Raw genomic sequence first — 25,093 nt, forward strand, 5'->3', positions numbered from 1 at the left:
ATTTTCCTTTTTGCACGTTGAGTCCTGCCATGTCCTCCGCTCGTACTGATACCCACGCCTTTACCGGGGCCGCCGGCCGCATCGATTGCGCCGTCGACTGGCCCGCCGGCACGCCGCGAGGCTGGGCCCTGGTCTTGCATCCGCATCCGCTGCAAGGCGGCGCGCGCGAAAACAAGGTCGTCACCACGTTGTCGCGCGCCTGCGTGCAGCATGGCCTGGTGGCGGTGCGCCCCAACTTCCGTGGCGTCGGGCAGTCGGAAGGCGAGTTCGATAAATCGGTAGGCGAAACGCAGGACATGCTGGCGGTGGTTGCGCAAATGCGCGAGCTGCATCCGGAACTGGCCGCCGCCCCGTGGGTGCTGGCGGGCTTTTCTTTCGGTACCGCGGTCGCAGCGCAAACCTACGCGGCGCTGGCCGAGGCGGGCGATGCCGTGTTGCCGTCCGCGCTGATGCTGATGGGCCCGGCGGTGAACCGATTCCAGTCGCACGAGGTGCAGGTTCCTGACGATACGCTGATGGTGCATGGCGAGGAAGACGAAGTCGTGCCGCTGGCTGAAGCCATGGACTGGGCGCGTCCGCGTTCGATTCCGGTGGTGGTGGTGCCGGGCGCATCGCACTTTTTCCACGGCAAGCTGCTGGTGCTGCGCCAGCTGGTGCAAGCCCGCCTGAAGGTCGCGCTGGACTGATCCGGCGTTGCGGCCGGGCCGCAGGTTTCATCAGGTTGCATGATTTAAATGCGGCAGGAACCCCGGGCGGGGCGGGGCGGTCCAATGGCCTGCCTATAATTGTCAGCCATTAGCCCCGCGCCGGCGGGCGTCTTTCCTGGACCCACGTTGCCGATGAAGAATTTGCCTTACTCCGCTCAATCCCCCGCTGTGTTTGCCCGCCGCCTGTTGTCTGGCGCGGTGTTGTCAGCGATGCTCGCGGCTTCCATGCCGGTCTGGGCGCAAACGGCGCCCGCAGCCGCACCGGCCGCCGCAGGCGCCACGGCGCCCGCGCCGACGGCTTCGGGGGCGGTGCCGGTAGGTGATGTGTCGGCCGTGCCGGCGCCCACCATCGCGGCCAAGGCATGGATCGTCATCGACGTGAACAGCGGTCAGACGCTGGCCGCGTCCAACCCCGACATGAAGGTTGAACCCGCCTCGCTGACCAAGATCATGACGGCCTACGTCGTGTTCAACGCGCTGGAAGAAAAGCGCCTGACGCTGGAGCAGACCGTTCCGGTGTCCGAACACGCCTGGCGCACCGGCGGTTCGCGCATGTTCATCGAACCGCGCAAGCCCGTCACGGTAGATGAGCTCAACCAGGGCATGATCGTGCAATCGGGTAACGACGCGTCCGTGGCGTTGGCCGAAGCCGTTGGCGGCAGCGAATCCGCCTTCGCTTCGCTGATGAACCAGGAAGCCGAACGCTTGGGCATGAAGAACACGCACTTCATGAACGCGACCGGCCTGCCCGACCCGCAGCACATGACGTCCACGCGCGATCTGGCCACGCTGTCGTCGCACCTGATCACCGATCACCCGGACTTCTTCCACTACTACAAGCAGAAGAGCTACACGTACAACAAGATCACGCAGCCCAACCGCAACCGCTTGCTGTGGGCGGACCCGTCCGTTGACGGCATGAAGACGGGCCACACCGATTCGGCCGGCTACTGCCTGGTGTCGACCGCCGTGCGCGGCGACCGCCGCATCCTGGTCGTGGTCGTGGGTACTGACAGCGAAGCCACGCGCGCCGAAGAAAGCCTGAAGCTCTTGAACTGGAGCTTCCAGAACTTCGACACCGTGAAGCTGTTCGACAAGAGCCAGCCGGGTATTGACGCACGTGTGTGGGAAGGCACGGCTGAAAACGTCAAGCTGGGTCCGCCGAAGCCGGTGTCGATCGCGGTGCCGCGTGGCAAGGCGGGCGACTTGAAGCCGGTGGCGCAGCGCACTGACCCGCTGATCGCGCCGCTGGCCAAGGGCCAACAAGTGGGCACGCTGCAATTCACGCTGGATGGCAAGGTGCTGCGCACCGAACCGCTGGTGGTGCAAGACGCCGTCGAACGCGCCGGCTTCTTCGGCCGCATGGTCGACACCGTCAAGCGCTGGTTCCAGTAAGCGGGCGCGCGCCACAGGCGCTGCCGCAGGTGTAAGCTTGCAACGGGCGTTTCGTGCGCGAAACGCCCGTTTTCCATTCTGGGGCGGCCTCTGCGGTTCGTCCCTTACTTTTGAAAATTCAGGAGTGCCTCATGATTCCGGGCGTACCGGGCGAAAGCCAGGTGTATCTCAATGGTGAGTTCCTGCGTGTAGACGAGGCCAAAGTATCCGTCCTCGACCGCGGCTTCATTTTCGGCGACGGCATTTACGAAGTCGTCCCCGTGTACCAAGGCAATGCGTTCCGCATGGCCGAACACTTGAACCGCCTGGACCGCAGCCTGGCCGCGTTGCGGATCGCGCAGCCGTTCGACCGCGAGGGCTGGGTCAACCTGATTGAGCAACTGCTGGCCCGCACGAATCTCGACACCTGCATCGTGTACCTGCAAGTGACGCGTGGCGTGGCCAAACGCGACCACCAGTTTCCGGCGACGCCCGTCACGCCCACCGTATTCGGCATGATTTCGGCATGGTCGCCGCCCTCTGCCGGGCAGCGCACGCAAGGGCTTACCGCCATCAGCATTCCCGATGAACGCTGGCTGCACTGCGAGATCAAATCCGTGTCGCTGCTGGGCAATGTGCTGGCCAAGCAGCAGGCGGTGGACGCCGATGCCGACGAAGTCGTGCAGTTTCGCGATGGCTACCTGACCGAAGGTTCGTCGACCAATATCTGGGTAGTGTCCGGCGGCAAGCTGCTGGCGCCGCCCAAGAACAACCTGATCCTGGAAGGCATCCGCTACGGCTTGATGGGTGAGCTGGCCGCCGAGGCCGGCATCCCGTTCGAGGCGCGCCCCATCACGCAGGCAGAGGTGGAATCCGCCGACGAGCTGATGCTGTCGTCAGCCACCAAGGAAGTGCTGGCGATTGTTTCGCTGGACGGCAAACCCGTCGGTTCCGGAAAGCCCGGCCCTGTTTTTCAGCAATTGCGAGCGGGTTATGATGCCCGGATTGCGGCGCTGTAACCCCTCAGCAACCGATAAGCGACGCTGCCAAGGCGACGCCGTTGTTCGAGTCACCGGGCGGCTGGTATCACCGCCGCCCGTCGTTCCGGCGGCACTTGCCTGAGCGCAGCTTGCCCCCATATAAGAACGTTCAGGGGCAACCACTTCCCTAGGTAAATCTCATGCATATTCCGCCCGAAGAATCGCTTATCGAATATCCCAGCGACTTTCCCATCAAGGTCATGGGCAAGCAGCATCCCGAGTTTGCGCAGACGCTGACTGACGTCGTGCTGCAATTCGACCCCGGCTTTGACGCCGCGACCGTCGAGATGCGCCCCAGCAAGGGCGGCAACTACATGGGCCTGACGTTCATCGTGCGCGCCACCTCGCGCGAGCAGTTGGACAACCTGTACAAGGCCCTGCACGGCCATCCGATGGTGTCCATCGTTCTGTAATCGGAATTGCCGTGATCAAGTGGCTCGCTCGGCCGGCGGACTACCTGCCGGTCTGGCAGGACATGCAGGCCTACACCAACCAGCGTGGCGCCGATACGCCTGACGAAATCTGGCTGTGCGAGCACGCGCCGGTCTACACGCTGGGGCAGGCCGGCTTGCCGCAGCATGTGCTCAACCCCGGCAACATTCCCATCGTTCATTGCGACCGCGGCGGCCAGGTGACGTATCACGGCCCCGGGCAGGTGATGGCGTACGCGCTGTTCGACCTGCGCCGCGTGGATATGTATGTGAAGGAATACGTCACGCTGCTGGAGGACGCCGTCATCGACACGCTGACCCAGCATGGCGTGGCGGGCGCTTGCCGCAAGCCCGGCGCGCCGGGCGTGTATGTGCCGGACCCTGCATTGAGCCGCCCGTTGAACGGCGCATCGAACCCTCATCCCGGCGAGCTGGCGAAAATTGCCGCGCTAGGCATCAAGATCCGCAACGGCCGCGCCTATCACGGCGTGTCGCTGAACGTGCAGATGGACCTGTCGCCTTTTCTGGGCATCAACCCCTGTGGTTACGAAGGGCTGCGCACCGTCGATATGGCGGCCTGTGGCGTCACGCGCACGCTTACCGACGTGGGCGATGCGCTGGCCCGGAATCTGGCGGATGCCTGGCGCCGCAGAGGGAATCAACATGAAAACGTATAGCGCGGCGGATGTCGCCGCGACCTCGCCTGAACAGCTGGCCCGCTTGCGCGAGGGGCCGGCTGAAGACTACGCCGCCTGGATACAGGCGGCAGCCGAGCTTGGGCTGGTCGAAGCGCAAACCATCTACGGCCAGATGTTGTTGGATGGGGTGGGCGTGGAACGCCAGCCCGCAGAAGGCCTGGCCTGGTTCAAGCGCGCCGCCAATAAAGACCACGCGATGGCCATCAACATGGTGGGCCGTTGTTATGAAAACGGCTGGGGCGTGCCAGCCGACGATACCGTCGCCGCGTACTGGTTCCGCCTGGCCGCCGACCGTGGCCTGGATTGGGGCATGTACAACTACGCGCACATGCTGCGCAGCGGCCGTGGCGGCGTCACGCAGAACCAGGCCGCCGCGCTGGCCCTGTACCAGCAAGCTGCGCAGATGGGCCACGTGAAATCCATTGGCGTCGTGGGACGCTTCTACGAAGCGGGCGACGTGGTCGAGCAAGACATGGAACGCGCGTTCGACTGCTACCAGCGCTGTGCCGAAGGCGGCGACTTCCGCGGCATGTTTCATCTGGGGCGCTTGTTGCTGCTGCGCGGAAACAAAGAAGAGGCCGTGCAGTGGCTGGTGAGAGTGCCGGAAACATCCACGCCGGCGTTTCTGAAAGAGGGGAATGGAATGCTGCAGGATTGCGGCTTTCCGGCGCTGTATGAGGTGTGAGGGGGCGGGCGACTACGTGCTCAGGCGCCTATCAAACTAGGTGCTCAGGCGCCTATCAAATTACGTGCTCGGGCGCGTATCAAATTAGGGACTCAGCCGCGTTCCATTAGGTGCTCAGCCGCGTCTCAAACGTGACATCCAGCGTTTGATGCTGGCCGGGCGCCAGTTCGCCCTGCAAGCGGTCCAGCAGCACTTGCGCCGCGCGCCGGCCCATATCAGCGGCGTCCACGCCTAGCGTCGTCAGCCCTTGCGCCCATTGCGCGGCGCTGCCGTCGTCCGTGAACCCCAGCACCGCCAGGTCTTGCGGCACATGCAGATCGCGGTTGTGCGCTTCCGACACCGCCGCCGCGGCCAGCAGGTCGGATGTGCAAAACACCGCGTCGAAGATCGTATTGGTGGCTAGCAAGCGCAAGAAGGCCATCCGGCCATCGTTCATCTGCAGCACTTCGGGCTGCACAATATCCGCCACCCGATCCAGCCCCAGCCCGGCCGCCGCGCTGATGAAACCCTGGCGCCGCGCGCGTTCCCACGGATTATCAGCGCTGATGCAAGTTACCATGGCGTGCCGCTTTTCAGCCAGATGGCGCGCAGCGGCCCGGCCGGCCTCTTCGTTGTCGATGACCACCGCGGTGTCCAGCGGGTGAGCCGAGGCGCTCCAGGTTTCCACCACCGGTATTTCCAGCGCAGCCAGCCCGGCGCGCAAGGCCGGCTCGTCCAGCGGACCCATGACGAGCGCGGCGGCCGGTTGCAGGGCGGCCAGTTGCGGCAGCATGGCGGGGTCGTGCCAGGGGCCCGCCGCCAGGAAATAACCCTCGGGCGCCAGCCGCTCCGCGCACGCCTGAATGGCCCGGCTCATGGGGCCAGTATCCAGGCGGGGGGCGATCAGGGCGACGAGGCGGGGCGGGGGGAGAAGAGACATCGGATCGGAAAGGTGGGAGATTTCAGCGGATGGGTCAGGCAAGACGATAACCCAGCCCGCAGAGGGTGCCCGCAGCCGAGGCGGGCGGCCATCCGTCGTGTGCGGGCGGACTCGGGCGGCGAAGGGTAAAATGCTTTTTTTGTCTCAGACCGGGCCGCTTTGCGCACCGGTTTTGAAGGTGCCCAATGTCTACGCTCGCCGAGTCCCCTGTCCCCTCGAACGAATCCGCCGCTGCGGCCGCTCCCGCGGAAGCCGTCTACGATCCGACGCAAAAACAGAAATCGCAGGCCAAGACGGCACGCATCCCCATCAAGATTGTTCCGGCCGAGCGCCTGAAGAAGCCTGAGTGGATTCGCGTGAAGGCCGCCGCGCCCGGCTCGCGCTTCTACGACATCAAACGCATCCTGCGCGAGCACAACCTGCACACGGTCTGCGAAGAAGCGTCCTGCCCGAACATCGGCGAATGCTTCGGCAAGGGCACCGCCACGTTCATGATCATGGGCGACAAGTGCACCCGCCGCTGCCCGTTCTGTGATGTGGGCCATGGCCGCCCCGACCCGCTGGACACCAAAGAACCCGAAAACCTCGCGCGCACCATCGCCGCGCTGAAGCTGTCGTATGTGGTCATCACCTCGGTCGACCGCGACGACCTGCGCGACGGCGGCGCCGGCCACTTCGTGGACTGCATCACGCACATCCGCGAACTGTCGCCCACGACCCGTATTGAAGTGCTGGTGCCCGACTTCCGCGGCCGCCTGGACCGCGCGCTCACCATCCTGAACGCCGGCCCCCCGGACGTCATGAACCACAACCTGGAAACTGTGCCGCGCCTGTACAAGCAGGCACGCCCGGGTTCGGACTACATGCATTCGCTCAAGCTGCTGGCCGAATTCAAGAAGCTGCACCCGGAAGTGCCGACCAAGTCAGGGCTGATGCTGGGTTTGGGTGAAACGGATGAAGAAATCCTGCAAGTCATGCGGGATATGCGCGAACACAACGTGGATATGCTGACGATCGGCCAGTATCTGCAGCCGTCAGAGCACCATCTGCCCGTGCTGCGGTACGTGCACCCGGATACGTTCGCGATGTTTGAACGTGAAGCGTACGCGATGGGGTTCTCGCATGCGGCGGTGGGGGCGATGGTGCGCTCTTCTTATCATGCGGATGAGCAGGCGCATGCGGCTGGGGTGAATTGAATCAGCCCAGCTGAGCCTCTTTCAGCGATACGCCGTGGCGGTCCTTTTGGGACAGCAGCGGCGTTCCACTGAGGGGCCAAGCGATCGCCAGATCGGGATCATCCCAGCGGATGCAGTGTTCAAAGTCCGGGGCGTAGTAATTCGTGGCGCGGTATAGCACGTCGGCGGATTCCGACAACGTCAGGAAGCCGTGTGCGTACCCTTCGGGTATCCACAACTGGCGCTTGTTCTCCGCGCTAAGGTACGCGCCGGCCCATTGCCCGAACGTGGGCGACCCGCGCCGCACGTCTACCGCGACATCAAAGATCTCTCCCATGCAGACGCGCACGAGTTTTCCCTGCGGCTGTTCAAGCTGATAGTGCAAGCCGCGCAGTACGCCTCGGGTCGAACGCGAGTGATTGTCCTGCACGAAGTGGCGCTGCAACCCCGTGGCGGCTTCGAACACGCGCTCATTGAAGCTCTCGAAAAAGAAACCGCGTTCATCGCTGAACACTCGGGGTTCCAGTAGCAAGACCTCTGGCAGCGCTTGTGGGAAGGCTTTCATCAGAACACCACCTTGTCCTTGAGGACGCGATTCAGGTATTCGCCGTAGCCGCTTTTTGACAACGGCGCAGCTAGCCTGGCCAGCGCCTCAGCGGTAATCCATTGCTGCCGATAGGCGATTTCTTCCGGGCATGCCACTTTCAACCCTTGCCGGTGCTCAAGCGTCGCAATGAACTGGCTGGCTTCCAGCAACGATTCGTGCGTGCCCGTATCCAGCCAGGCGAAGCCGCGGCCCATGATTTCCACGGCGAGCGAGCCCTGTTCAAGGTAGCGCTGGTTTACGTCGGTAATTTCGAGCTCGCCGCGCGCGGATGGCCGGATGCTGCGGGCGATATCGATCACATGATTGTCATAGAAATACAGGCCGGTCACGGCGTAGTTGGAACGCGGTTGGGCCGGTTTTTCTTCAATGGACAGTACCTTGCCATCCTGGTTGAACTCGGCCACACCATAGCGCTGCGGGTCCTGCACATGGTAGGTGAATACGGTTGCGCCTTCCGTTCGCGCGTTGGCGCGTTGCAGCAGCTTGGGTAGTTCGTGACCATAGAAAATGTTGTCGCCCAACACCAGCGCGCAAGGCCCTTGCCCAATGAAAGAGGCGCCAATCAGAAAAGCCTGAGCCAGCCCATCGGGTGACGGCTGAACGGCATATTGCAGGTTCAATCCCCATTGCGACCCATCTTGCAGCAGTTGCTGAAACCGAGGGGTGTCCTGCGGGGTGGAGATGATCAATATATCGCGCACGCCTGCCAGCATCAGGGTGGTAAGCGGGTAGTAGATCATCGGCTTGTCGAAGACGGGCAGCAATTGCTTGCTGATCGCGAGCGTAGCCGGATGCAAGCGGGCGCCGGAACCGCCTGCCAGGACGATGCCTTTGCGTGTCATGAGTTGGGTGCGCCGCATTTTTCTCGGTCTGAAAGTTGATCCAACAGGTCGTCAACCCCATGCGCCCAGTCCGGTAATTGCAGGCCTAGCGCGCCGGCAAGCCGGGAGGTGTCCAGCCGGGAATGATGAGGGCGGGTAGCCGCTGCGCCGTAGGCAGCCGACGTGACGGCGCGGATGCCGTCGGGTGACAGCCGTAGCGGCATCCCCCGCGCCGCTGCGCCCGCAACCAGGTACTGTGCGTAAGCGTGCCAGCTTGTCGCGCCGCTTGCCGCCAGGTGATAGATGCCGCTTGCCAGCACATTTCGGCGACGCCCCTCGATGGCGCGCTGGGTGACGGCCGCGATAAGCGCCGCAGATGTCGGTGTGCCGATTTGATCCGCAACGACCTCCAGGCTGTCGCGCTCGCGCGCGAGGCGCAAGATCGTGTTCGGGAAATTCTGACCGTGCGTCGCATAGACCCAGCAGCAGCGCAAAACCAGCGCATTGCATGTGCTGGCCGCGATGGCGGCTTCCCCGGCTAGCTTGGTGGCGCCGTATACGTTCAAGGGCGATGGCGCATCGGTCTCGGTATAAGCCGCAGTGCTGGCGCCGTCGAACACATAGTCCGTGGAAAAGTGAACCAGCAGGGCGCTTGCGTCTTTGGCGTAGCGCGCCAGCGTGGCCACAGCCTGGGCATTGACCAAATCGGCAGTTTCCCGATGGGATTCCGCCAGATCCACGGCGGTGTAGCCCGCCGCGTTGACGATGACATCGGGCTGCTGGGCGGAGAGCGCATCGCGAAGGGCTTGCTGATTGCACACGTCGACATCCTCGCGTCCCAGAGATACGAGTTCTCCCAGCGCGGGCAAGGTGTGCCGCAATTCCCGGCCAATCTGCCCCGCCTTGCCCAGCAACAGGATCTTCACGCTAGCTCCCGTTGCAAGGCACAGGGAACTTGCGATAGGCGCCACTGGCGAAATTGGCAACCCACTGTGTCTCGCGCAGATACCACTGCACCGTCTTTTCGATACCCGACTCGAAAGTTTCCGCCGGCATCCAACCCAGCTCGCGTTGCAGCCGCGAGGCGTCGACCGCGTAACGGCGGTCGTGGCCCGCCCGATCGGGGACGAGAACGAGTTGATCCGCATAGGGCTTGCCATCGGCTCGCGGCCGCAATTCGTCCAAACGCCGGCAAAGTCCGCGCACCAGGTCCAGATTGGTCATTTCGTTCCATCCGCCTACGTTGTAGGTGGCGCCGGGCGCGCCGGCCTCGAGCATTCTGCGGATGGCGTCGCAGTGATCGGAGACGTACAACCAGTCGCGCCGCTGCAAGCCATCCCCATAGATCGGCAGGGGCTTGCCGGCGAAAGCATGGTGAATGATCAGCGGGATCAGCTTTTCGGGGAACTGCCGAGGGCCGTAATTGTTGGAGCAATTGGACGTCAGCACGGGCAGACCGTACGTCTGGTGATAGGCCCGGACGAAATGATCGCTGGCGGCCTTGCTGGCGGAATACGGGCTATTGGGCGCGTAGGAGGTCTGTTCGGTGAACGGCGTACCGTCGTCGTCCAGCGAGCCATAGACTTCGTCGGTCGAGACATGGAGGAAGCGGAATGCATTCCTGCCTGCGGCATCCAGCGTGGCCCAGTAGCTGCGGGCGGCTTCCAGCAGATGGAAGGTGCCCAGCACATTGGCTTGGACGAACGTCTCTGGATCGGCGATGGACCGGTCGACATGTGTTTCGGCGGCGAAATTGATCAGCGCCCGGGGGCGATGCGTATGCAGCAGGTTCAGGACGGCCGTCTGATCGGCGATGTCGCCGTGCACGAAGCGATGGCGAGGGTCACCCGCCAATGAGGCCAAATTGTCCAGATTGCCGGCGTAGGTCAGTTTGTCCAGGGTGATGACGGGTTCGTCGCTGCGTGCGAGCCAATCCAAGACGAAGTTGGACCCAATGAAGCCGGCCCCGCCGGTGACAATAATACTCATATGCCTTAAACCCTTGGCCGATAGCGTCCGGCGTGTGCCGGCCGTAACCTATCGGCGCGCCTGAGCGCTTGCCCAGAACGTGTCGTTCTGACCCGCATGTTGGTTTATACATCGCGCCAACACAAACATCAGATCAGACAGCCGGTTCAAATACTGCCGCACCGGCGGGTTCACGGTTTCAACCGCCGCCAGCGCCACCACCGCCCGTTCCGCGCGGCGGCACACCGTCCGCGCTACGTGCGCCTGTGCCGCGGCCCTTGTGCCGCCGGGCAGGATGAACTCGCGCAACGGAGTCAGCGACGCGTTGTAATGCGCCAGCCGCGCATCCAGGCGGGCGACCTGGTCGTCGCTGACCGCCGTGTGTCCCGGGATGCAGAGCTCTGCGCCCATGTCGAAAAGATCATGCTGGATCGCCATCAGATCAATCGAGATCTCGGGCGGCAGCGGTTCCGCCAGCAGCACGCCAATGACGCTGTTCAGCTCATCCACATCACCCAACGCGGCGATGCGCGGCGCGTCTTTGGGGGTGCGCGATCCGTCCCCCAGCCCGGTGGTGCCGTCGTCTCCTGTGCGAGTGGCAATGACGGATAAGCGGTTGGCCATGGGAAACGTCCTGAATTGGATAAATGTGGGGGTTGCGTCCAGCGGTAAGCGGGCGCCCTGGGAAGAGGGGCCGGCTCGCAATCAACCGTCAGGATTGTTGCGTTCTGCCGCAGGAACTGTTTCATAACGGCGGTATCCTAGCATTGTGGAAAGCGCAAAGGGCCGTGTGTTCCGGCCCTTTGGCTTTCGCTGTCAATGGAGGATGCCTTTATGGCTTTTGACCGCAAATATGCAATGCCCATGGCTGTCGCGACCGCGATGGCCGTTGTGTCGCTGGCGACTCCGCTGGCGTTTGCGCAGCAGGCTGACGCCAGCGGGGAAGTGCGGCGCGTGGACCCGGCCGCAGGCAAGGTGACGATCAAGCATGATGAGATCAAGGCGCTGGACCTGCCGGCCATGACGCTGGTGTATGACGCTGATCCGGCGTTGCTGGCCAAGATCAAGGCGGGCGACAAGGTACGTTTTACGGCGACCCGCAAGGATGGCAAGTACGTTGTGACGGCGATCACGAATTGAAGTCGATAAGTCGTAGCGCTTGAATCTGAAGCGCATGAACCGAAGTGCTTGAATCGAAGTGCTTGAATCGACGCTCATGAATCGAGGCCCGTGGTCTGAAGACCATGACGTAGCACTTCGACCATAAACCGCACGCATGAAAAAGCCGCGTACCGCAATCAGGCGGTAAGCGGCTTTTTGCCGATGCAACGATAAGCGCATAAGCACGTGGGCGTGTCGTCACACACGCCCCGTGCCTATCCCGGCTTACAGCACGTAGCGCGCCAGGTCCTGGCTGCTGGCGGCTTCGGCCAACTGCGAGTTGACGTAGGCGGCGTCGATTTTCACGTGCTTGTCCTGGCTGGAGGTGGCGTCAAACGACAGTTCGTCCAGCAGCTTTTCCATCACCGTGTACAGGCGGCGGGCGCCGATGTTCTCAGTGGTTTCGTTGACGTCGTAGGCCAGTTCGGCCAGGCGGCGCACGCCTTCGTCCGTGAATTCCAGTTGCACGTCTTCGGTGGCCATCAAGGCGGTGTACTGCTTGGTCAGCGAAGCGTCCGTGTCGGACAGGATGCGCACGAAGTCTTCAGCGGTCAGCGATTCCAGTTCGACGCGGATCGGGAAGCGGCCTTGCAGCTCGGGGATCAGGTCTGACGGGCGGGCCAGGTGGAAGGCGCCCGACGCGATGAACAGGATGTGGTCGGTGCGGACCATGCCGTAGCGCGTGTTGACGGTGGTACCTTCAACCAGCGGCAGCAGGTCGCGCTGCACGCCTTGGCGCGACACGTCGGCGCCGCCCGATTCCTGGCGCGCCGCGATCTTGTCGATTTCGTCCAGGAAGACGATGCCGTTCTGTTCGACGTTGTTGATGGCGACGGTGCGCAGGTCTTCTTCGTTGACGCGTTTGGCGGCTTCTTCGTCGACGATCAGTTTGAAGGCTTCGCGCACCTTCATCTTCTTGGATTTCTTTTTGTCGCGAGCCATGCCGGCGAACATGCCGCGCAGCTGCTCGGCCATTTCTTCCATGCCGGGGGGCGTCATGACGTCCATTTGCGGCGCGGCCTGGGCGATTTCGATCTCAATTTCCAGATCGTCGATCTTGCCTTCGCGCAGGCGCTTGCGGAAGGTCTGGCGGGCGCTGTTGTCTTCGCCGCGTTCCGGTTCGCCAGAGGCGCCGCGGGCGGGCGGGACCAGGGCGTCCAGAATGCGGTCTTCGGCGGCGTCTTCGGCCTGGGTGCGCACGCGGCGCATTTCCAGTTCACGCGTTTGCTTGATCGAGTATTCGGTCAGGTCGCGGATGATGGTGTCGACGTCGCGGCCCACATAGCCCACTTCCGTGAACTTGGTGGCTTCGATCTTGATGAAGGGCGCGTTGGCCAGCTTGGCCAGGCGGCGGGCGATTTCGGTTTTGCCCACGCCGGTGGGGCCGATCATCAGGATGTTCTTGGGGTGGATTTCGTGGCGCAGGGGTTCGGCGACCTGCTGGCGGCGCCAGCGGTTGCGCAGAGCGACCGCCACCGCGCGCTTGGCGCGGTTCTGGCCGACGATGTATTTGTCGAGTTCGGAGACGATCTCTCCGGGCGTCATGTTGGATGCGGACATGAGGGCGAATCCTTGAAGCTAGAGCGGGCTGGGGAAGCGGCCACGGCGCGAAGGGCGAGCCCCGCGCGCCGCGTGGCGGGCGTCAGTCGCCCAGCGTTTCGATGACGTGGTTCTGATTGGTGTAGATGCAGAGGTCGCCGGCGATTTCCAGCGATTGCTTGACGACGACCTCGGGCGACAGCTCGGTGTTGCGCAACAGCGCCAGCGCGGCCGACTGGGCATACGCGCCGCCGGAGCCGATGGCGGCCAGGCCGTGTTCGGGTTCCAGGACGTCGCCGTTGCCGGTGAGCACCAGCGTGTGCTCGGTGTCGGCCACGATCAGCATGGCTTCCAGACGGCGCAGGACGCGGTCGGTGCGCCAGTCGCGGGTGAGTTCGACGGCCGCGCGCATCAGGTTGCCCTGATGCTTTTCCAGCTTGGCTTCGAAGCGTTCCTGCAACGTGAATGCGTCGGCGGTGGCGCCGGCGAAACCGGCCAGGATCTTGTCGTGGTAGAGGCGGCGGATTTTGCGGGCCGTGCCCTTGACGACGATGTTGCCCAGGGTGACCTGGCCATCGCCGCCGAGCGCGACGCGGTTGCCGCGGCGCACACACACGATGGTGGTGGCGTGAAATTGTTCCATGCGTTCCTTCCTTTGAAAGGACTAGCTGGGGGCAGATTCGGGGAAATCAAGCTTGCGGGAGAGCGCAAGTAAAAAAGGCCATGCTGGAAACCAGCATAGCCTTTCAGGGCATGGCGTGAATAACGGGACGGATCAGTCGCCGTACAGCTTTTGGCGCATTTCACGGCGTTCCTGCGCTTCAAGCGACAGGGTGGCCGTGGGGCGGGCCAACAGGCGGGGTACGCCAATCGGTTCGCCGGTTTCTTCACACCAGCCGTATTCGCCGCTGTCGATGCGGGCGATGGACTGTTGCACCTTTTTCAGCAGCTTGCGCTCGCGGTCACGGGTGCGCAGCTCCAGGGCGTGTTCTTCCTCGATGGTGGCGCGGTCGGCGGGGTCGGGCACGAACTGCGTTTCGCGCAGGTGCTCAGTGGTCTCGCCGGCGTTGGCCAGGATGTCCTGTTCGAGTTGTTTGAGCCGTTCTTTGAAGAAAGCCAATTGGCGTTCGTTCATATAGTCGGACTCGGGCATGGCCAGCAATTCCTTCTCGCTGGGCAGATCAATCGCCGTATCGCTCGTCGACTTGCTTGATTTTTTGGTTGCTGCCTTGGTAGCCATGAAAACACTCCACTATGAATCGATCCTGGCGCGGGCGTCCTTTCCCGGTCGTGTTGCTGGTTGCTTACGCTATTCGTACCTCACAGTACTGCCTTCGTCGCATTGCGTCACGTCAGGAAGGGGGATTACCCCGCCAGGCACTGCTCCAAGCCCCGGGTGAAAATCTCCTGGGGCAGCTTACGTCCAATGAACACCATCTTGGTGGACGGTTTTTCGGCCGCGGTCCACGGCTTGCCGGGCTCGGCGCCCATCATCATGTGCACACCCTGGAACAACATGCGGCGGTTGATGCCCTTCATGTACAGGATGCCCTTGTAGCGCATCAGGTCGGGGCCATAGACCTGAACCACGCCGCCCAGGAATTCCTCAAGGCGCGCGGGATCGAACGGCTTGTTGGAACGGAACACGAACGCGCCGATTTCGTCGTCGTGCTGGTGGTGGTGGTGATGGTGGGCATGATTGCAATGCGCCCCGCAATCGCCGTCGTGATCATGGTCGTGATCGTGGCCATGGCCGTGATCGTGTCCGTGGTCGTGCCCATGCTCGTGCGAGTGGGCGGCGTCGGGGTGTTCATCGGCCAGGAATTCCGGGTCGATGTCCAAAATGGAATTCAGGTTGAAGCCGCTGATGTCGATGATCGACTTCAGGTCGACTTCGCCGAAATTGACCGGCGTGATCGGCGCGCGCGGGTTCATGTGAACCAGGCGGTGGCGCAGCGCTTCGTAGTCAGCTTCGTTGACCAGGTCGCGCTTGGAGATCAGGATGCGGTCGGCGAAACCGACTTGCTTCTGGGCTTCAGGTTGTTCGTCGAGCGTGGACATGCCGTGCTTGGCGTCGACCACGGTCACCACCGCATCCAGGCGGTAGTACTCGGCGATGTCGTCATCCATGAAGAACGTCTGGCAGACGGGGCCAGGGTTGGCCATGCCGGTCGTTTCGAGGATGACGCGTTCGAAATTCAGTTCGCCGGCTTCGCGCTTGGCGCGCAGCTCGGACAGGGTGCGCATCAGGTCGCCACGCACCGTGCAGCAGACGCAACCGTTGGACAGTTCGATGATTTCTTCATCGCTGTCTTGCACGAGCAGGTCGTTGTCGATGCTTTCCGGTCCGAATTCATTTTCGATGACCGCAACGCGGCGGCCGTGGAATTCGGTCAGGATGCGTTTGAGCAGGGTGGTCTTGCCCGCACCGAGAAAGCCGGTGAGGATGGTGACGGGAACCATTTTGTCCAAACTGCGCGGGGTGTTCATGGCGAAGCTGCTAGCGTGAGGTCAAGGCTGAAGTCTAGGCATTCAACCCACAGGCCTGACAGGGATTTTCCCGTGCAGGATGAGGTTTGCCACAGGCTGCGAAGGCCGCCAATAGCGGCCGGACGCAGGATTACAGCACAGTCGGGGGCAGGGGGCAAACCCCGGGTCAACCCAGGGGCCATAGCCGTCCGGATCGCGGCTGTACGCCGTCAAGTATCGGGCGATATCACTATTTTGGGGCGGTTTGCCGGATTTCAAGAGCGTCATGCGCCGGGTTCAGGCGGGCGCATGACGGCGATGGAATGACGGTTTTGAAATCTGGATGATGCGCCGGCGGACACGCCCGTCCGGCGGATCAGGACTTAGTGATGATGGTGCTGATGGCCGGCGTCAGCGGGTTGCTTCTGCTGGCATTGGGGACACAACGCGCGAATTTCGGTTTCGTGCGTGGCCAGGGCATAGCCCGTTTGGGCGACGCGTTCGGCCAATTGGCGGCTCATGGCGGGGTCGGACACTTCAGCCACTGCGCCGCAGCCGGTGCAGACCACCAGCAGATCGTGCGGTGCGCCGCCTGCGTCGTGACAGGCGCTCCAGGCGTTGACGGCGTCCAGCCGGTGGATCAGGCCTTCGTCCATCAGGAAGTCCAGCGCGCGGTACACGGTGGGAGGCGCGGCGCCGGGGTGCACTTCGCGCATGGCGTCCAGCAATTCATAGGCCTTCAGGCTGCGCCCGTGGCGCAGCAGCAGCTCAAGCACCTTGCGGCGGATGGGCGTCAGGCGGCGTCCGCGCTGTTCGCACAACGTCTCGGCGACGCTGAGCTGGGCGCCGACGGTGTCGCTGCGGGGGGAACGGGGCGGAGCGGGCATGGCTGGCTTTATCTGAATGGAAGACGCGCGCGACGCGCGCGAGATGCCTGGAAGGTAGCAGAAAACATGGATATGCGGGTGAGGACGCCGGAAACAAGGGCGATTAGTTATGATATAACATAATAAAACTTTCACTCCGAGCGCCGGCGGCGTCACATTCCTTTGAGTTTCGTCCCTCGGGTTTTGGCCTTCGAGTTTCAGCCCTTGAGTTTCAGCCTACGGGTTTCGGCCTCTGGGTTTCAGTCTTCCTCTTTGCGCTTGGTTTCTTGTCTTCCGCCCGTCGTCCTCGCCTTTCGTCGTTACGTTTTCCATGTCTCATTTCTCGCTTCTGCCTGCGCGGCCCGGGGCCGCTTCCCGGCAAAGCCCGCCGCCTCGCCGCACCGCGCCCCGTTCCGCTTTTCTGGTTTCCGCCTGGCGCCGCATGGCCTTCGCCTTGGCCGCGGCTGCGGCGCTCTGGGCGCTGACGGGCTGGGCGCTGGACTGGTGGCCGCGATGAGCGCGTCGCCGGTCACGATTGAACTGTCGGACGCCTCGTTCGGCTGGCATGGCCATCCCGCGCTGAAGTCGGTGTCGGGGCGCTTCGCCGCCGGCGGGATGACGGCCGTGGTGGGACCCAACGGGGCGGGCAAGTCCACGTTGATCAAAGGCATCATGGGCGTGCTGCGCCCCATGACCGGCAGCGTGCGCATCAGCGGCGCGGGGCGCTCGGAGTTGGCGTGGCTGCCGCAGGCGGCGGAGCTGGACCGCTCGTTTCCCGTTTCGGTGCTGGACCTGGTCGCCATGGGCGCGTGGCGCCGCGTGGGCGGATGGCGCCGGTATCGCGACGACGAACTCGACCGCTGCATGGATGCGCTGGAAACCGTCGGTCTTGCCGATGCTGCCGCGCGCGGCGTGGACACGCTGTCGGGCGGGCAGATGCAGCGCACGTTGTTCGCGCGGATGCTGGTGCAGGATGCGCCCGTGCTGCTGCTGGACGAACCCTTCGCCGCGGTCGACAGCCATACCGCCGACGACTTGATGGCGCTGTTGTGCGGCTTGCACGGCCAGGGGCGCACCGTGATCGCCGTGCTGCACGACCTGGATCTGGTGCGCGATCACTTCCCCGATTGCCTGTTGCTGTCCGGCGCGGTTGTCGCCTGGGGCGGCACGGCCGACACCCTGAACGACGCGCATCTGAAGATCGCGCGGCAATGGCACGCGAGGGCTTACGCATGAGCTTGGCGCAATGGGTGGTCTCGCCCTTTCTGGACTACGGCTTCATGCGGCGCGCGCTGGCGGGCGCGTGCGCCTTGTCGCTGGGGGCCGCGCCGCTGGGCGTGTTTCTGGTGCTGCGGCGCATGAGCCTGATGGGCGACGCGATGTCGCACGCGATCTTGCCGGGGGTGGCGGCGGGGTTCCTGCTGTCGGGCCTGTCGCTGGGCGCGATGATGCTGGGCGGTATCGCTACCGGCCTGGCGGTCGCGCTGCTGGCCGGCTTGGTTGCACGGCTGACGCCGCTGCGTGAAGACGCCAGTTTCGCGGCCTTCTATTTGATCTCGCTGGGGCTGGGCGTGCTGCTGGTGTCGTTGCGCGGCTCGAACATGGATCTGCTGCATGTGCTGTTCGGCACGGTGCTGGGCCTGGATGACGCGTCGCTGCTGCTGGTGACCATTACGGCCAGCGTGACGTTGGCGGTGCTGGCGGCCATCTACCGGCTGCTGGTCGCCGAATGTCTGGACCCGGGTTTTTTGCGCGCAAGCGGCGGCGGGGGCGGGTGGGTGCACATGGGCTTTCTGGTGCTGGTGGTCGTGAACCTGGTGGCGGGCTTCCAGGTGCTGGGCACCTTGATGGTCGTCGGGATCATGATGCTGCCCGCCGCGGCCGCGCGGTTCTGGGTGCGGTCGGCGGCCCGGCAGATTCCGTTGGCGGCCAGTTTCGGCGTGCTGGCGTCCGTGAGCGGGCTGCTCGTGTCCTATCACTTCAATGTGCCGGCCTCGCCGTCGATCATTCTGGCGGCCGGCGTCTGCTACCTGTTTTCCATCGTTGGCGGCCCGCAAGGCGGGCTGCTGCGGGCCCGGCGCGGTGTGCGCCCGGCCTGACTTCCTAAGGAGATTCGCTATGCGTTCCAATCTGCCGCTGCGCCGGCGCGCGTTGCGGGCCATGGCTGGCGTGTGCCTGTCGGCCGTATTCGGCGTGTCGCATGCCGCCGAACCGCTGAAGGCCGTGGCCAGCTTTTCCATCCTGGGCGACATCGTGCGCGAAGTGGGCGGCAACGACGTCAGCCTGACGACGCTGGTGGGGCCGGACGGCGACGCGCACGAATACGAACCCACGCCGGGCGACGCGAAGAAGCTGTCCGCCGCGCGCGTGCTGTTTGTGAACGGGCTGGAGTTTGAAACCTGGCTGCCCAAGCTGACGAAGGCGTCGGGCTTTGCGGGCCAGACCGTGGTGGCGTCGCAAGGCATCACGCCGCGCAAGTTCGCGGGCGATGGGCATGGCGGCAAGCAGGACGAGCACGACGAGCATGACCATGATCACGGCCAGGATCATGATCACGATCACAAAGACGGTGCCACGGACGGCCCCAAGGACGGCCCCAAGGACGGCGCCAAGGACGGCGCCAAGGACGGCGCCAAGGACGGCCAGCAAGACGGCCACCACCATCACGGCGACGCGGACCCGCATGCCTGGCAAAGTTTGGCCAACGGCGTAATCTACGCGCGCAACGTAGCCGAAGGCCTGGCCGCCGCCGACCCGGCGCATGCCGACGCGTACCGCCAGCGCGCCACCGCCTACATCGCCAAACTCGAAGCGCTGGATGCCCGCGCAAAACAAACGTTCGGCGCCATTCCCGCCGAGCGCCGCAAGGTTGTGACGTCCCACGACGCCTTCGGGTATTTCGGCGATGCCTATGGGGTGACGTTCATTTCGGCGATGGGCGTGTCAACGGACGCCGAACCGTCTGCCGGCGAAGTCGCCCGCATCATCGAACAGGTCAAGCGTGACAAGGTGCCAGCGGTGTTCATCGAGAACATCACCAGCCCGAAACTGGTGCAGCAGATTGCTCGCGAAACCGGCGCCAAGGTGGGTGGTACGCTTTATTCCGATGCGCTGTCCAAGCCCGGACAGCCCGGCGCTACCTATCTGGAAATGTTTGAATGGAACGTACGTCAGCTCGCCGCGGCCTTGCAGCCCTGACCGCCGCGACGGCACTGCTGGCGGCCGGCGCCGCCAGCGCGCACCCGCATATGTGGATCGACGCTCGCGCGGTTATCGACATCGATGCGCAGCACCGCATCACGGCCGTGCGCCAGGTCTGGCTGTTTGATGACATGTTCGGCGCCTACGCCACGCAAGGCCTGAAGAAGAGCAAGGACGGCTCCTTGCCCGCCGATACGCTCAAGGGCATGGCGAAAGACTGGATGACGGCGCTGGGTGAACCGATTTCGCACTACTTCACCCGCGTGACGGTCGACGGCGAGATGGCGGCGTTTGCCGCGCCGCGCGATGCGCGTGTCGACTGGAATCCGAAGACCACGCGCTTGACGCTGTCGTTCACCTTGCCCTTGGCCACGCCCGTGGCGCCGGGCGCGGACGGCGCGCAGGTGGATATCTACGATCCCACCTATTTCGTGGCGTACGCCTTTGATGAAAAGGGCGCGGTGTCGCTGGGCGGCCCGGATGCCGCCGCGTGCACGTCCGCCTACCGCAAGCCCAAGGAACTGGATTGGAAGACCATGCAGCAACTGGCCGCGATCCCGGCCGATCCGGACGCGTTGCCGGACGAACTCTTTGCCATCACCAAGGGGCTCACGCACCGCATCGAGGTGCGATGCCCGTAGCGCGGCGTTATCCCGCGATGCTGTGGCTGGCGGCCGTGCTGCTGCTGGGCGGCATGGGCGCGGCGGCCGCGCAAGGCGCGCATCCTTTTGGCGTGCCGGAAAGCAGCGCGGGTATGGGTGGCTCGGGCTGGCTGGCCAGCTTCTTCGGGCAAGTGTCGGTCTGGCAAAGCCATTTCTATCGCCAGCTGACGGGCGCGGTGCGTGCCTGGCAAACGGAAGGAGGCGCGGCGTGGACGTTGATCGGCCTGTCGTTCGCGTATGGCGTGTTTCATGCGCTGGGACCCGGGCACGGCAAGGCGGTGATATCTTCCTACGTGCTGGCCAACCGGCAGACGGCGCGCAACGGTGCGCTGCTGGCCTTGGCGTCTGCGCTGATCCAGGCGCTGGTGGCCATTGCAATGGTGGCGGTGTTGGCGGTGGTGTTCAACGCCACCGCCGCCACGATGAACCAGGCCACGCGCTGGCTGGAGCTGGCGTCTTATGCGCTGGTGACGTTGCTGGGCGCATGGCTGGTGTGGATCAAGGCGATTCGGCCGTTGCTGCGCCGCCGGCATGTGCCGGCTGTGTCGGCTGTGCCGGCTGTGTCGGCTGTGTCGGCTGTGGCAACGCCGGCCGCAGCGCCAGGGTTGAAGGGCGCCGCGGCGTTGCGAGCGATTGCCGTGCAGGCGCCCACGCCGCATGTACATGTGCGCCACCCTCCCCATCAACACCATCATCCCCATCACCACGATCATCAACACCATCACCACGATCACCACGATCACGATCACGATCACGATCACGATTGCGGTTGCGGCCATGCGCATGTGCCTGCACCCGATCAGGTGGCGGGTGCGTTGAACTGGCGCCGCGCGGGTTCGGCCATTCTGGCGGTGGGGCTGCGCCCGTGTAGCGGCGCGCTGATCGTGCTGGTGTTCGCCTTGTCGCAAGGTTTTTTCCTGGCGGGCGTCGCGTCGGCGTTGGCGATGGGGCTGGGTACGGGGTTGACGGTGGCGGCGCTGGCTTGTCTGGCGGTGGCCGCGGGCGGCGCGGCCACGCGCATCGGCAACCGCTTGTCCAGCACGGGCGCGGCGCGCTTGCGTTATGGCGTGGAAGCGCTGGCGGCGTTGGCGGTGCTGTTGTTGGGCGTCATGCTGCTGGGCGGCATGGTGGCCGGGGGCGGCTAGGCGCTCAGGATTTGCGGCCGGCGCGCGGATGCGCCTGGTCGTAGGCCTTGGCCAGATGCTGGAAGTCCAGCCGGGTGTAGACCTGGGTGGTAGAGATATTGGCGTGGCCCAGCATCTCTTGCACCGCGCGCAGATCTTGCGCCGATTGCAGTACATGGCTGGCGAAGCTGTGGCGCAAAACGTGGGGATGCACGTGGGTGGGCAGCCCGGCCTGTTGCGCGATCTGCGCCAATTGCAGTTGCACCACGCGTGGCGAAATGCGTTTGCCGCGCGCGCCCAGGAACAAGGCGGCGGCATCTTGCGGGGCGGGGTGGGGCGGTGCCAGCTGTGGCCGCACCGCGATCCACTTCTGCAAGGCGGCAATGGCTGCCTGACCCACCGGCACCGAGCGGCGCTTGCCGCCCTTGCCCAACACTTCGACCTCGGCTTCGTCCAGTTTTAACCAGCCGCGCGATTCATAATCGGCCGACCGCGTGTAGCGCAAGTCCAGCCCCACCAGTTCCGACAGCCGCAAGCCGCTGGAATACAGCAGTTCAAGCATCGCCTGATCGCGCAGCGCGGCGGGTTCGTTCGCGACCTTGGCGGGCGGCCGGTCCAGCAGCGCCTGCGTCTGTTCGACGGACAAGGCCTTGGGCAGGCCGCGCGGCGCTTTGGGGGCGCGCACGCCTGCCACGGGGTTGCCTGCCAGGTCGATGGATGGCGCCCACCATTGATAGAAGCCGCGCCACGCGGCCAGCGTTCGGGCCAGGCTGCGCGGGCCGCGGCCCTGCGCGTGCAGGCGCGCCACGAATTGCCGGATGTGGCCGTTGGCGATCTTGTCCAGCGGCAGGCGGGCGCGGTCGGCAAGGTCGCGCAGGAAATGCAGCTCGCGCCGATAGCCGTCCAGTGTGTGGGGCGAATAACGGCGGTTGGTTTCCAGATGGCGCAGCCAGGCACGCATCGGATCAGGCAGCGGCGTGGCGTCTTGCGTAGTGCTATCCGGTGCCTGGTTCATGTCCGCTCGTCGGTGAGGTGGACCCGTTGGGGAGATCCGATGCGATAGTCGCCGCCGCGTCAGACCTTCGGCGAAGCCGGGTTCAAACGATGCAGCGCCGCGGAGGCCAGTTGGCCGATGGATTCCAGAAACGCTGTACCCATTTCGGGCGTGAAGCGCTCGGGGTCGTCGGAGCCCAGCACCAGCAGGCCTACGGCTGCGCCGTCGGCTTCCAGGCGCAATGGCACCAGCGCCAGCGACTTCGGCTTGCTGTCGAGCCAGCCGGCCGCTTCGAAATCGGTGTCGGTGCCGACGTAAGGCGTCTTCAGGCTGTCGGTGAATGTGCGCACGTCTTGCGAGACGGGTTCGCCGTAGCCGGTGGCGGGCAATTCCGACAAGTCCCACAGGCGCAGCGCCACGTGGTTCAGTTCGAATTGTTCGGCCAGACCCAGCGCGATTTCGCCTGGCACGCGCTGCGGGTCGTTTTCAGACAGCAGGCGGCTGCACCATTTGGCCACATGCGTGCCGATGCTTTCATTGGCGGTGGCGTTGCGCACGAGCTCTTGCAGGCGCCATTCCAGTTCGCGGTTGCGTTCGCGCAGCGTCAGGATCTGGCGTTCGCCCAACGAGATGGCGCGCGTGCCATGCGGATGCGGCACCTGCATGGCGGCGAACACATCGGCGTGTTCGTCAAAGAAGCCGGGGTGGTCTTGCAGGAAAGCGGCGATGTCCTGAGCGGTGAAAGTGGTATCAGTCATAGGGTCAGCGATTCAGCGCCATGGAGAAGACGAGCTTGTCGATGTCGACTTGCCCCGTGAACACGGATTCGGCCGGGCCGGTCATGCGCAGCTGTTCGCCGTTCCAGGCAATGGTGAGCACGCCGCCACGCGTTTGCACGCGCACGGGTGATTCCAGCAGGCCGCGGCGGATGCCGGCCGCCACCGCGGCGCAAGCGCCCGTGCCGCAGGCCAGCGTTTCGCCCGCACCGCGTTCGAAAACGCGCAGGCGGATGTTGTGGCGGTCGACGATTTGCATGAAGCCCGCGTTGACGCGGCGCGCAAAGCGCGGATGGGTTTCGATCAGCGGGCCTTGGATGCCGACGGGCGCGGTGTCGACGTTGTCGACCACCTGCACCGCATGCGGATTCGAAATGGCCACGGCGGACAGCAGCACCTTGTTGGCCACGCCCGCGGGCGCGTCAAGGTCCAGTTCCCAGAGCGTGTCGTCGCCTTCGCGTTGCGAGGCCAAGCCGGCGGTGTCGAACGGCAGCGCAGCGGGGTCGAAGCGGGTGCTGCCCATTTCAACGGTGACTTGTTCGTCGTCGCCTTCGTCCAGCACGAGGATGCCGGTGGCGATTTCGGCGCGCAGCGGGTTGCGGTCGGACAGGCCTTGTTCGTGCACGAAGCGCACGAAGCAGCGCGCGCCGTTGCCGCAGTGTTCGACTTCGCTGCCGTCGGAATTGAAAATGCGATAGCGGAAATCAGCGTCCGGGCGGGTGGCGCGTTCGACCAGCAGGATCTGGTCGGCGCCAATGCCGAAGTGCCGGTCGCCCAAGGCGCGCGCCCGTTCAGGCGTCATGTCGATGGTCTGGCGGACCCCGTCGAGCACGACAAAGTCGTTGCCCGCGCCATGCATTTTGGTGAAGTTCCAGTTCATCCGGCGATTATCGCCCATTATTTGGGCGCAGGCAGCCGGTGTTCGGCGCCCAGCGCTCGGCGCCCGAACAGCGGGCCTTAATAGAGTTTGGGTTCGCCCGGGGGACGGGTCTTGAAGCGGCGGTGCACCCAGTAATACTGGCTGGGGCAGCGGCGCACCCAGGATTCCAGCTCGCGGTTCAGACGCGCGGTGGCGTCTTCCAGCGACGCATCGCCCGGGAAATTCTCAAGCGGCGGCAAGACATCGACGTGGTAACGGCCGGTATCCGGATTCCAGAAACCCACGATGGGCAGGACAGCGGCGTCCCATTTCTGGGCGAGCTGGGCGGTGGCCAGCAGCGTGGCCGCCTGCACGCCGAAGAACGGCACGAACACCGAACCCTGGCGGCCGAAGTCCATGTCGGGCAGGTAATACACCGGGCGCGGCACGCGCAGATGGCGGATCAGGTCGCGCACGCCGTCCTTGCGGCTGACCAGGAACACTTCGTTGAACCGGGCGCGTCCGGCCGCCACGACGGCATCAATGTGCGGGTCGCTTTGCGGCGTGTACATGGTGGCGGCGCTAGGCACTTCCATGGTCAGGCGGGTGGCGGCGGCGTCCAGCGCAATGAAGTGCGGCGCCAGCAGAATCACCGAACGGCCCTCGGCGATCAGCGCATTGATGCGGTCGGCCCCGGTCTGCGTGACCATGTCCTTGACGGCCTCGGGGGTGCCATACCAAAGCACGCCGCGGTCGACGATGGATTGCGCCAGCGCACGGAAATGGTCCGCGACCCATTGTTCGCGCACGGATTCGGGCTGATCGGGAAAGCAGAGCTCAAGATTGCGGCGCACGATGCGCGCGCGGGACTTGGCCAGACGCGGCGCAAGCCAGCCCAGGACGGCGCCAATGCGCTGGCGCGTCGACGGCTTGATGCGGCCGAACCATTTCAACAGAGTGACCAGGGTGCGCGTTTTTGAATCGTTCATCGTGTCGGGAAAAGACCGGGCGGCGGGG

At 64.4% G+C, this 25,093-nt stretch carries 28 protein-coding genes; 13 read left to right on the forward strand and 15 right to left on the reverse strand.

The window, feature by feature from the left end:
* Window positions 1-29 precede the first annotated feature (29 nt).
* The 6 genes from ACFZAI_RS00685 to ACFZAI_RS00710 all read left to right on the forward strand — a co-directional run bounded on the left by ACFZAI_RS00685 (window position 30) and on the right by ACFZAI_RS00710 (window position 4,935).
* Window positions 30-686 (forward strand): alpha/beta hydrolase, encoded by a 657-nt coding sequence (locus ACFZAI_RS00685; RefSeq protein WP_391565124.1) that lies wholly within the window; start codon window positions 30-32, stop codon window positions 684-686.
* Window positions 687-839: 153 nt separating this feature from the next.
* Entirely contained in the window at window positions 840-2,102 is a 1,263-nt protein-coding gene (locus ACFZAI_RS00690) for a D-alanyl-D-alanine carboxypeptidase family protein (RefSeq protein WP_156336314.1), read from the forward strand.
* A gap of 131 nt (window positions 2,103-2,233) precedes the next feature.
* A complete protein-coding gene (locus ACFZAI_RS00695; RefSeq protein ID WP_391565125.1) occupies window positions 2,234-3,100 on the forward strand; it encodes a D-amino acid aminotransferase in 867 nt (288 codons plus the stop codon).
* Between the two features lie 161 nt (window positions 3,101-3,261).
* A complete protein-coding gene (locus ACFZAI_RS00700) occupies window positions 3,262-3,534 on the forward strand; it encodes a YbeD family protein (RefSeq protein ID WP_006216435.1) in 273 nt (90 codons plus the stop codon).
* Window positions 3,535-3,545: 11 nt separating this feature from the next.
* Window positions 3,546-4,229, forward strand: a complete 684-nt coding sequence (lipB, locus tag ACFZAI_RS00705; RefSeq protein ID WP_391565126.1) for a lipoyl(octanoyl) transferase LipB — start codon at window positions 3,546-3,548, stop codon at window positions 4,227-4,229.
* Window positions 4,216-4,935, forward strand: coding sequence for a tetratricopeptide repeat protein (locus ACFZAI_RS00710; protein ID WP_391565127.1), 720 nt, complete (start codon window positions 4,216-4,218; stop codon window positions 4,933-4,935). The genes lipB and ACFZAI_RS00710 overlap by 14 nt, the downstream gene beginning before the upstream one ends.
* A 106-nt stretch (window positions 4,936-5,041) precedes the next feature.
* On the opposite strand, the gene ACFZAI_RS00715 is transcribed toward ACFZAI_RS00710, so the two are convergent.
* A complete protein-coding gene (locus ACFZAI_RS00715; RefSeq protein WP_391565128.1) occupies window positions 5,042-5,791 on the reverse strand; it encodes a substrate-binding domain-containing protein in 750 nt (249 codons plus the stop codon).
* A 248-nt stretch (window positions 5,792-6,039) separates the two neighbouring features.
* Here ACFZAI_RS00715 and lipA point away from each other — a divergent pair, with 248 nt between their 5' ends.
* Window positions 6,040-7,050 (forward strand): lipoyl synthase, encoded by a 1,011-nt coding sequence (gene lipA, locus ACFZAI_RS00720; RefSeq protein WP_391565129.1) that lies wholly within the window; start codon window positions 6,040-6,042, stop codon window positions 7,048-7,050.
* 1 nt (window position 7,051) lies between these two features.
* On the opposite strand, the gene rfbC is transcribed toward lipA, so the two are convergent.
* Genes rfbC through ACFZAI_RS00745 form a run of 5 tightly spaced genes read right to left on the reverse strand, consistent with a single transcriptional unit; the run spans window position 7,052 to window position 11,049 of the window.
* The gene (gene rfbC / locus ACFZAI_RS00725; RefSeq protein WP_391565130.1) at window positions 7,052-7,594 is read right to left on the reverse strand and encodes a dTDP-4-dehydrorhamnose 3,5-epimerase; all 543 of its coding nucleotides are present in this window, start codon (window positions 7,592-7,594) and stop codon (window positions 7,052-7,054) included.
* The gene (gene rfbA / locus ACFZAI_RS00730) at window positions 7,594-8,478 is read right to left on the reverse strand and encodes a glucose-1-phosphate thymidylyltransferase RfbA (RefSeq protein ID WP_391565131.1); all 885 of its coding nucleotides are present in this window, start codon (window positions 8,476-8,478) and stop codon (window positions 7,594-7,596) included. Before rfbA ends, rfbC begins: the two co-directional genes overlap by 1 nt.
* Entirely contained in the window at window positions 8,475-9,371 is an 897-nt protein-coding gene (gene rfbD, locus ACFZAI_RS00735; protein WP_391565132.1) for a dTDP-4-dehydrorhamnose reductase, read from the reverse strand. Before rfbD ends, rfbA begins: the two co-directional genes overlap by 4 nt.
* A gap of 13 nt (window positions 9,372-9,384) precedes the next feature.
* Window positions 9,385-10,446, reverse strand: a complete 1,062-nt coding sequence (rfbB, locus tag ACFZAI_RS00740; protein WP_391565133.1) for a dTDP-glucose 4,6-dehydratase — start codon at window positions 10,444-10,446, stop codon at window positions 9,385-9,387.
* A gap of 48 nt (window positions 10,447-10,494) precedes the next feature.
* Window positions 10,495-11,049 carry a cob(I)yrinic acid a,c-diamide adenosyltransferase gene (locus ACFZAI_RS00745; protein WP_391565134.1) on the reverse strand — a complete coding sequence of 185 codons (555 nt, stop codon included), beginning with the start codon at window positions 11,047-11,049 and terminating at the stop codon, window positions 10,495-10,497.
* A gap of 210 nt (window positions 11,050-11,259) precedes the next feature.
* On the opposite strand from ACFZAI_RS00745, the gene ACFZAI_RS00750 reads away from it, so the two are divergent.
* Window positions 11,260-11,565: a copper-binding protein gene (locus ACFZAI_RS00750; protein WP_006216414.1), complete on the forward strand. Its 306-nt coding sequence runs from the start codon at window positions 11,260-11,262 to the stop codon at window positions 11,563-11,565.
* Between the two features lie 246 nt (window positions 11,566-11,811).
* On the opposite strand, the gene hslU is transcribed toward ACFZAI_RS00750, so the two are convergent.
* The 5 genes from hslU to ACFZAI_RS00775 form a co-directional block, all read right to left on the reverse strand.
* Window positions 11,812-13,146, reverse strand: coding sequence for an ATP-dependent protease ATPase subunit HslU (hslU, locus tag ACFZAI_RS00755; RefSeq protein WP_391565135.1), 1,335 nt, complete (start codon window positions 13,144-13,146; stop codon window positions 11,812-11,814).
* A gap of 82 nt (window positions 13,147-13,228) precedes the next feature.
* Window positions 13,229-13,768 (reverse strand): ATP-dependent protease subunit HslV, encoded by a 540-nt coding sequence (gene hslV, locus ACFZAI_RS00760; RefSeq protein WP_171666964.1) that lies wholly within the window; start codon window positions 13,766-13,768, stop codon window positions 13,229-13,231.
* Between the two features lie 132 nt (window positions 13,769-13,900).
* Window positions 13,901-14,365: an RNA polymerase-binding protein DksA gene (dksA, locus tag ACFZAI_RS00765; protein WP_006216410.1), complete on the reverse strand. Its 465-nt coding sequence runs from the start codon at window positions 14,363-14,365 to the stop codon at window positions 13,901-13,903.
* A 125-nt stretch (window positions 14,366-14,490) separates the two neighbouring features.
* Window positions 14,491-15,615, reverse strand: a complete 1,125-nt coding sequence (locus ACFZAI_RS00770; protein WP_391565136.1) for a CobW family GTP-binding protein — start codon at window positions 15,613-15,615, stop codon at window positions 14,491-14,493.
* 362 nt (window positions 15,616-15,977) lie between these two features.
* The gene (locus ACFZAI_RS00775; protein WP_054420757.1) at window positions 15,978-16,481 is read right to left on the reverse strand and encodes a Fur family transcriptional regulator; all 504 of its coding nucleotides are present in this window, start codon (window positions 16,479-16,481) and stop codon (window positions 15,978-15,980) included.
* Window positions 16,482-16,973: 492 nt separating this feature from the next.
* Between ACFZAI_RS00775 and ACFZAI_RS00780 the strand changes: the two genes are divergently transcribed.
* The 5 genes from ACFZAI_RS00780 to ACFZAI_RS00800 are packed head-to-tail and all read left to right on the forward strand — an operon-like array spanning window position 16,974 to window position 21,468.
* Window positions 16,974-17,696 carry a metal ABC transporter ATP-binding protein gene (locus ACFZAI_RS00780; RefSeq protein WP_391565137.1) on the forward strand — a complete coding sequence of 241 codons (723 nt, stop codon included), beginning with the start codon at window positions 16,974-16,976 and terminating at the stop codon, window positions 17,694-17,696.
* Window positions 17,693-18,559: a metal ABC transporter permease gene (locus ACFZAI_RS00785; RefSeq protein ID WP_391565138.1), complete on the forward strand. Its 867-nt coding sequence runs from the start codon at window positions 17,693-17,695 to the stop codon at window positions 18,557-18,559. Before ACFZAI_RS00780 ends, ACFZAI_RS00785 begins: the two co-directional genes overlap by 4 nt.
* Before the next feature lie 19 nt (window positions 18,560-18,578).
* Window positions 18,579-19,658, forward strand: coding sequence for a metal ABC transporter substrate-binding protein (locus tag ACFZAI_RS00790; protein WP_391565139.1), 1,080 nt, complete (start codon window positions 18,579-18,581; stop codon window positions 19,656-19,658).
* Window positions 19,619-20,302: a DUF1007 family protein gene (locus ACFZAI_RS00795; RefSeq protein ID WP_391565140.1), complete on the forward strand. Its 684-nt coding sequence runs from the start codon at window positions 19,619-19,621 to the stop codon at window positions 20,300-20,302. Before ACFZAI_RS00790 ends, ACFZAI_RS00795 begins: the two co-directional genes overlap by 40 nt.
* Window positions 20,293-21,468 carry a nickel/cobalt transporter gene (locus ACFZAI_RS00800; RefSeq protein WP_391565141.1) on the forward strand — a complete coding sequence of 392 codons (1,176 nt, stop codon included), beginning with the start codon at window positions 20,293-20,295 and terminating at the stop codon, window positions 21,466-21,468. The genes ACFZAI_RS00795 and ACFZAI_RS00800 overlap by 10 nt, the downstream gene beginning before the upstream one ends.
* A 4-nt stretch (window positions 21,469-21,472) precedes the next feature.
* Here ACFZAI_RS00800 and xerC read toward each other — a convergent pair whose 3' ends face one another.
* Genes xerC through ACFZAI_RS00820 form a run of 4 tightly spaced genes read right to left on the reverse strand, consistent with a single transcriptional unit; the run spans window position 21,473 to window position 25,065 of the window.
* Window positions 21,473-22,462 carry a tyrosine recombinase XerC gene (xerC, locus tag ACFZAI_RS00805; protein WP_391565142.1) on the reverse strand — a complete coding sequence of 330 codons (990 nt, stop codon included), beginning with the start codon at window positions 22,460-22,462 and terminating at the stop codon, window positions 21,473-21,475.
* 59 nt (window positions 22,463-22,521) lie between these two features.
* Window positions 22,522-23,199: a DUF484 family protein gene (locus ACFZAI_RS00810; RefSeq protein WP_175170347.1), complete on the reverse strand. Its 678-nt coding sequence runs from the start codon at window positions 23,197-23,199 to the stop codon at window positions 22,522-22,524.
* A gap of 4 nt (window positions 23,200-23,203) precedes the next feature.
* Window positions 23,204-24,115: a diaminopimelate epimerase gene (dapF, locus tag ACFZAI_RS00815; protein ID WP_391565143.1), complete on the reverse strand. Its 912-nt coding sequence runs from the start codon at window positions 24,113-24,115 to the stop codon at window positions 23,204-23,206.
* Window positions 24,116-24,174: 59 nt separating this feature from the next.
* Window positions 24,175-25,065: a lysophospholipid acyltransferase family protein gene (locus ACFZAI_RS00820; protein WP_391565144.1), complete on the reverse strand. Its 891-nt coding sequence runs from the start codon at window positions 25,063-25,065 to the stop codon at window positions 24,175-24,177.
* Window positions 25,066-25,093 lie beyond the last annotated feature (28 nt).

It is taken from the genome of Achromobacter sp. NPDC008082, from assembly GCF_042957345.1.
Taxonomy (GTDB): Bacteria; Pseudomonadota; Gammaproteobacteria; order Burkholderiales; family Burkholderiaceae_B; genus Achromobacter; species Achromobacter kerstersii_A.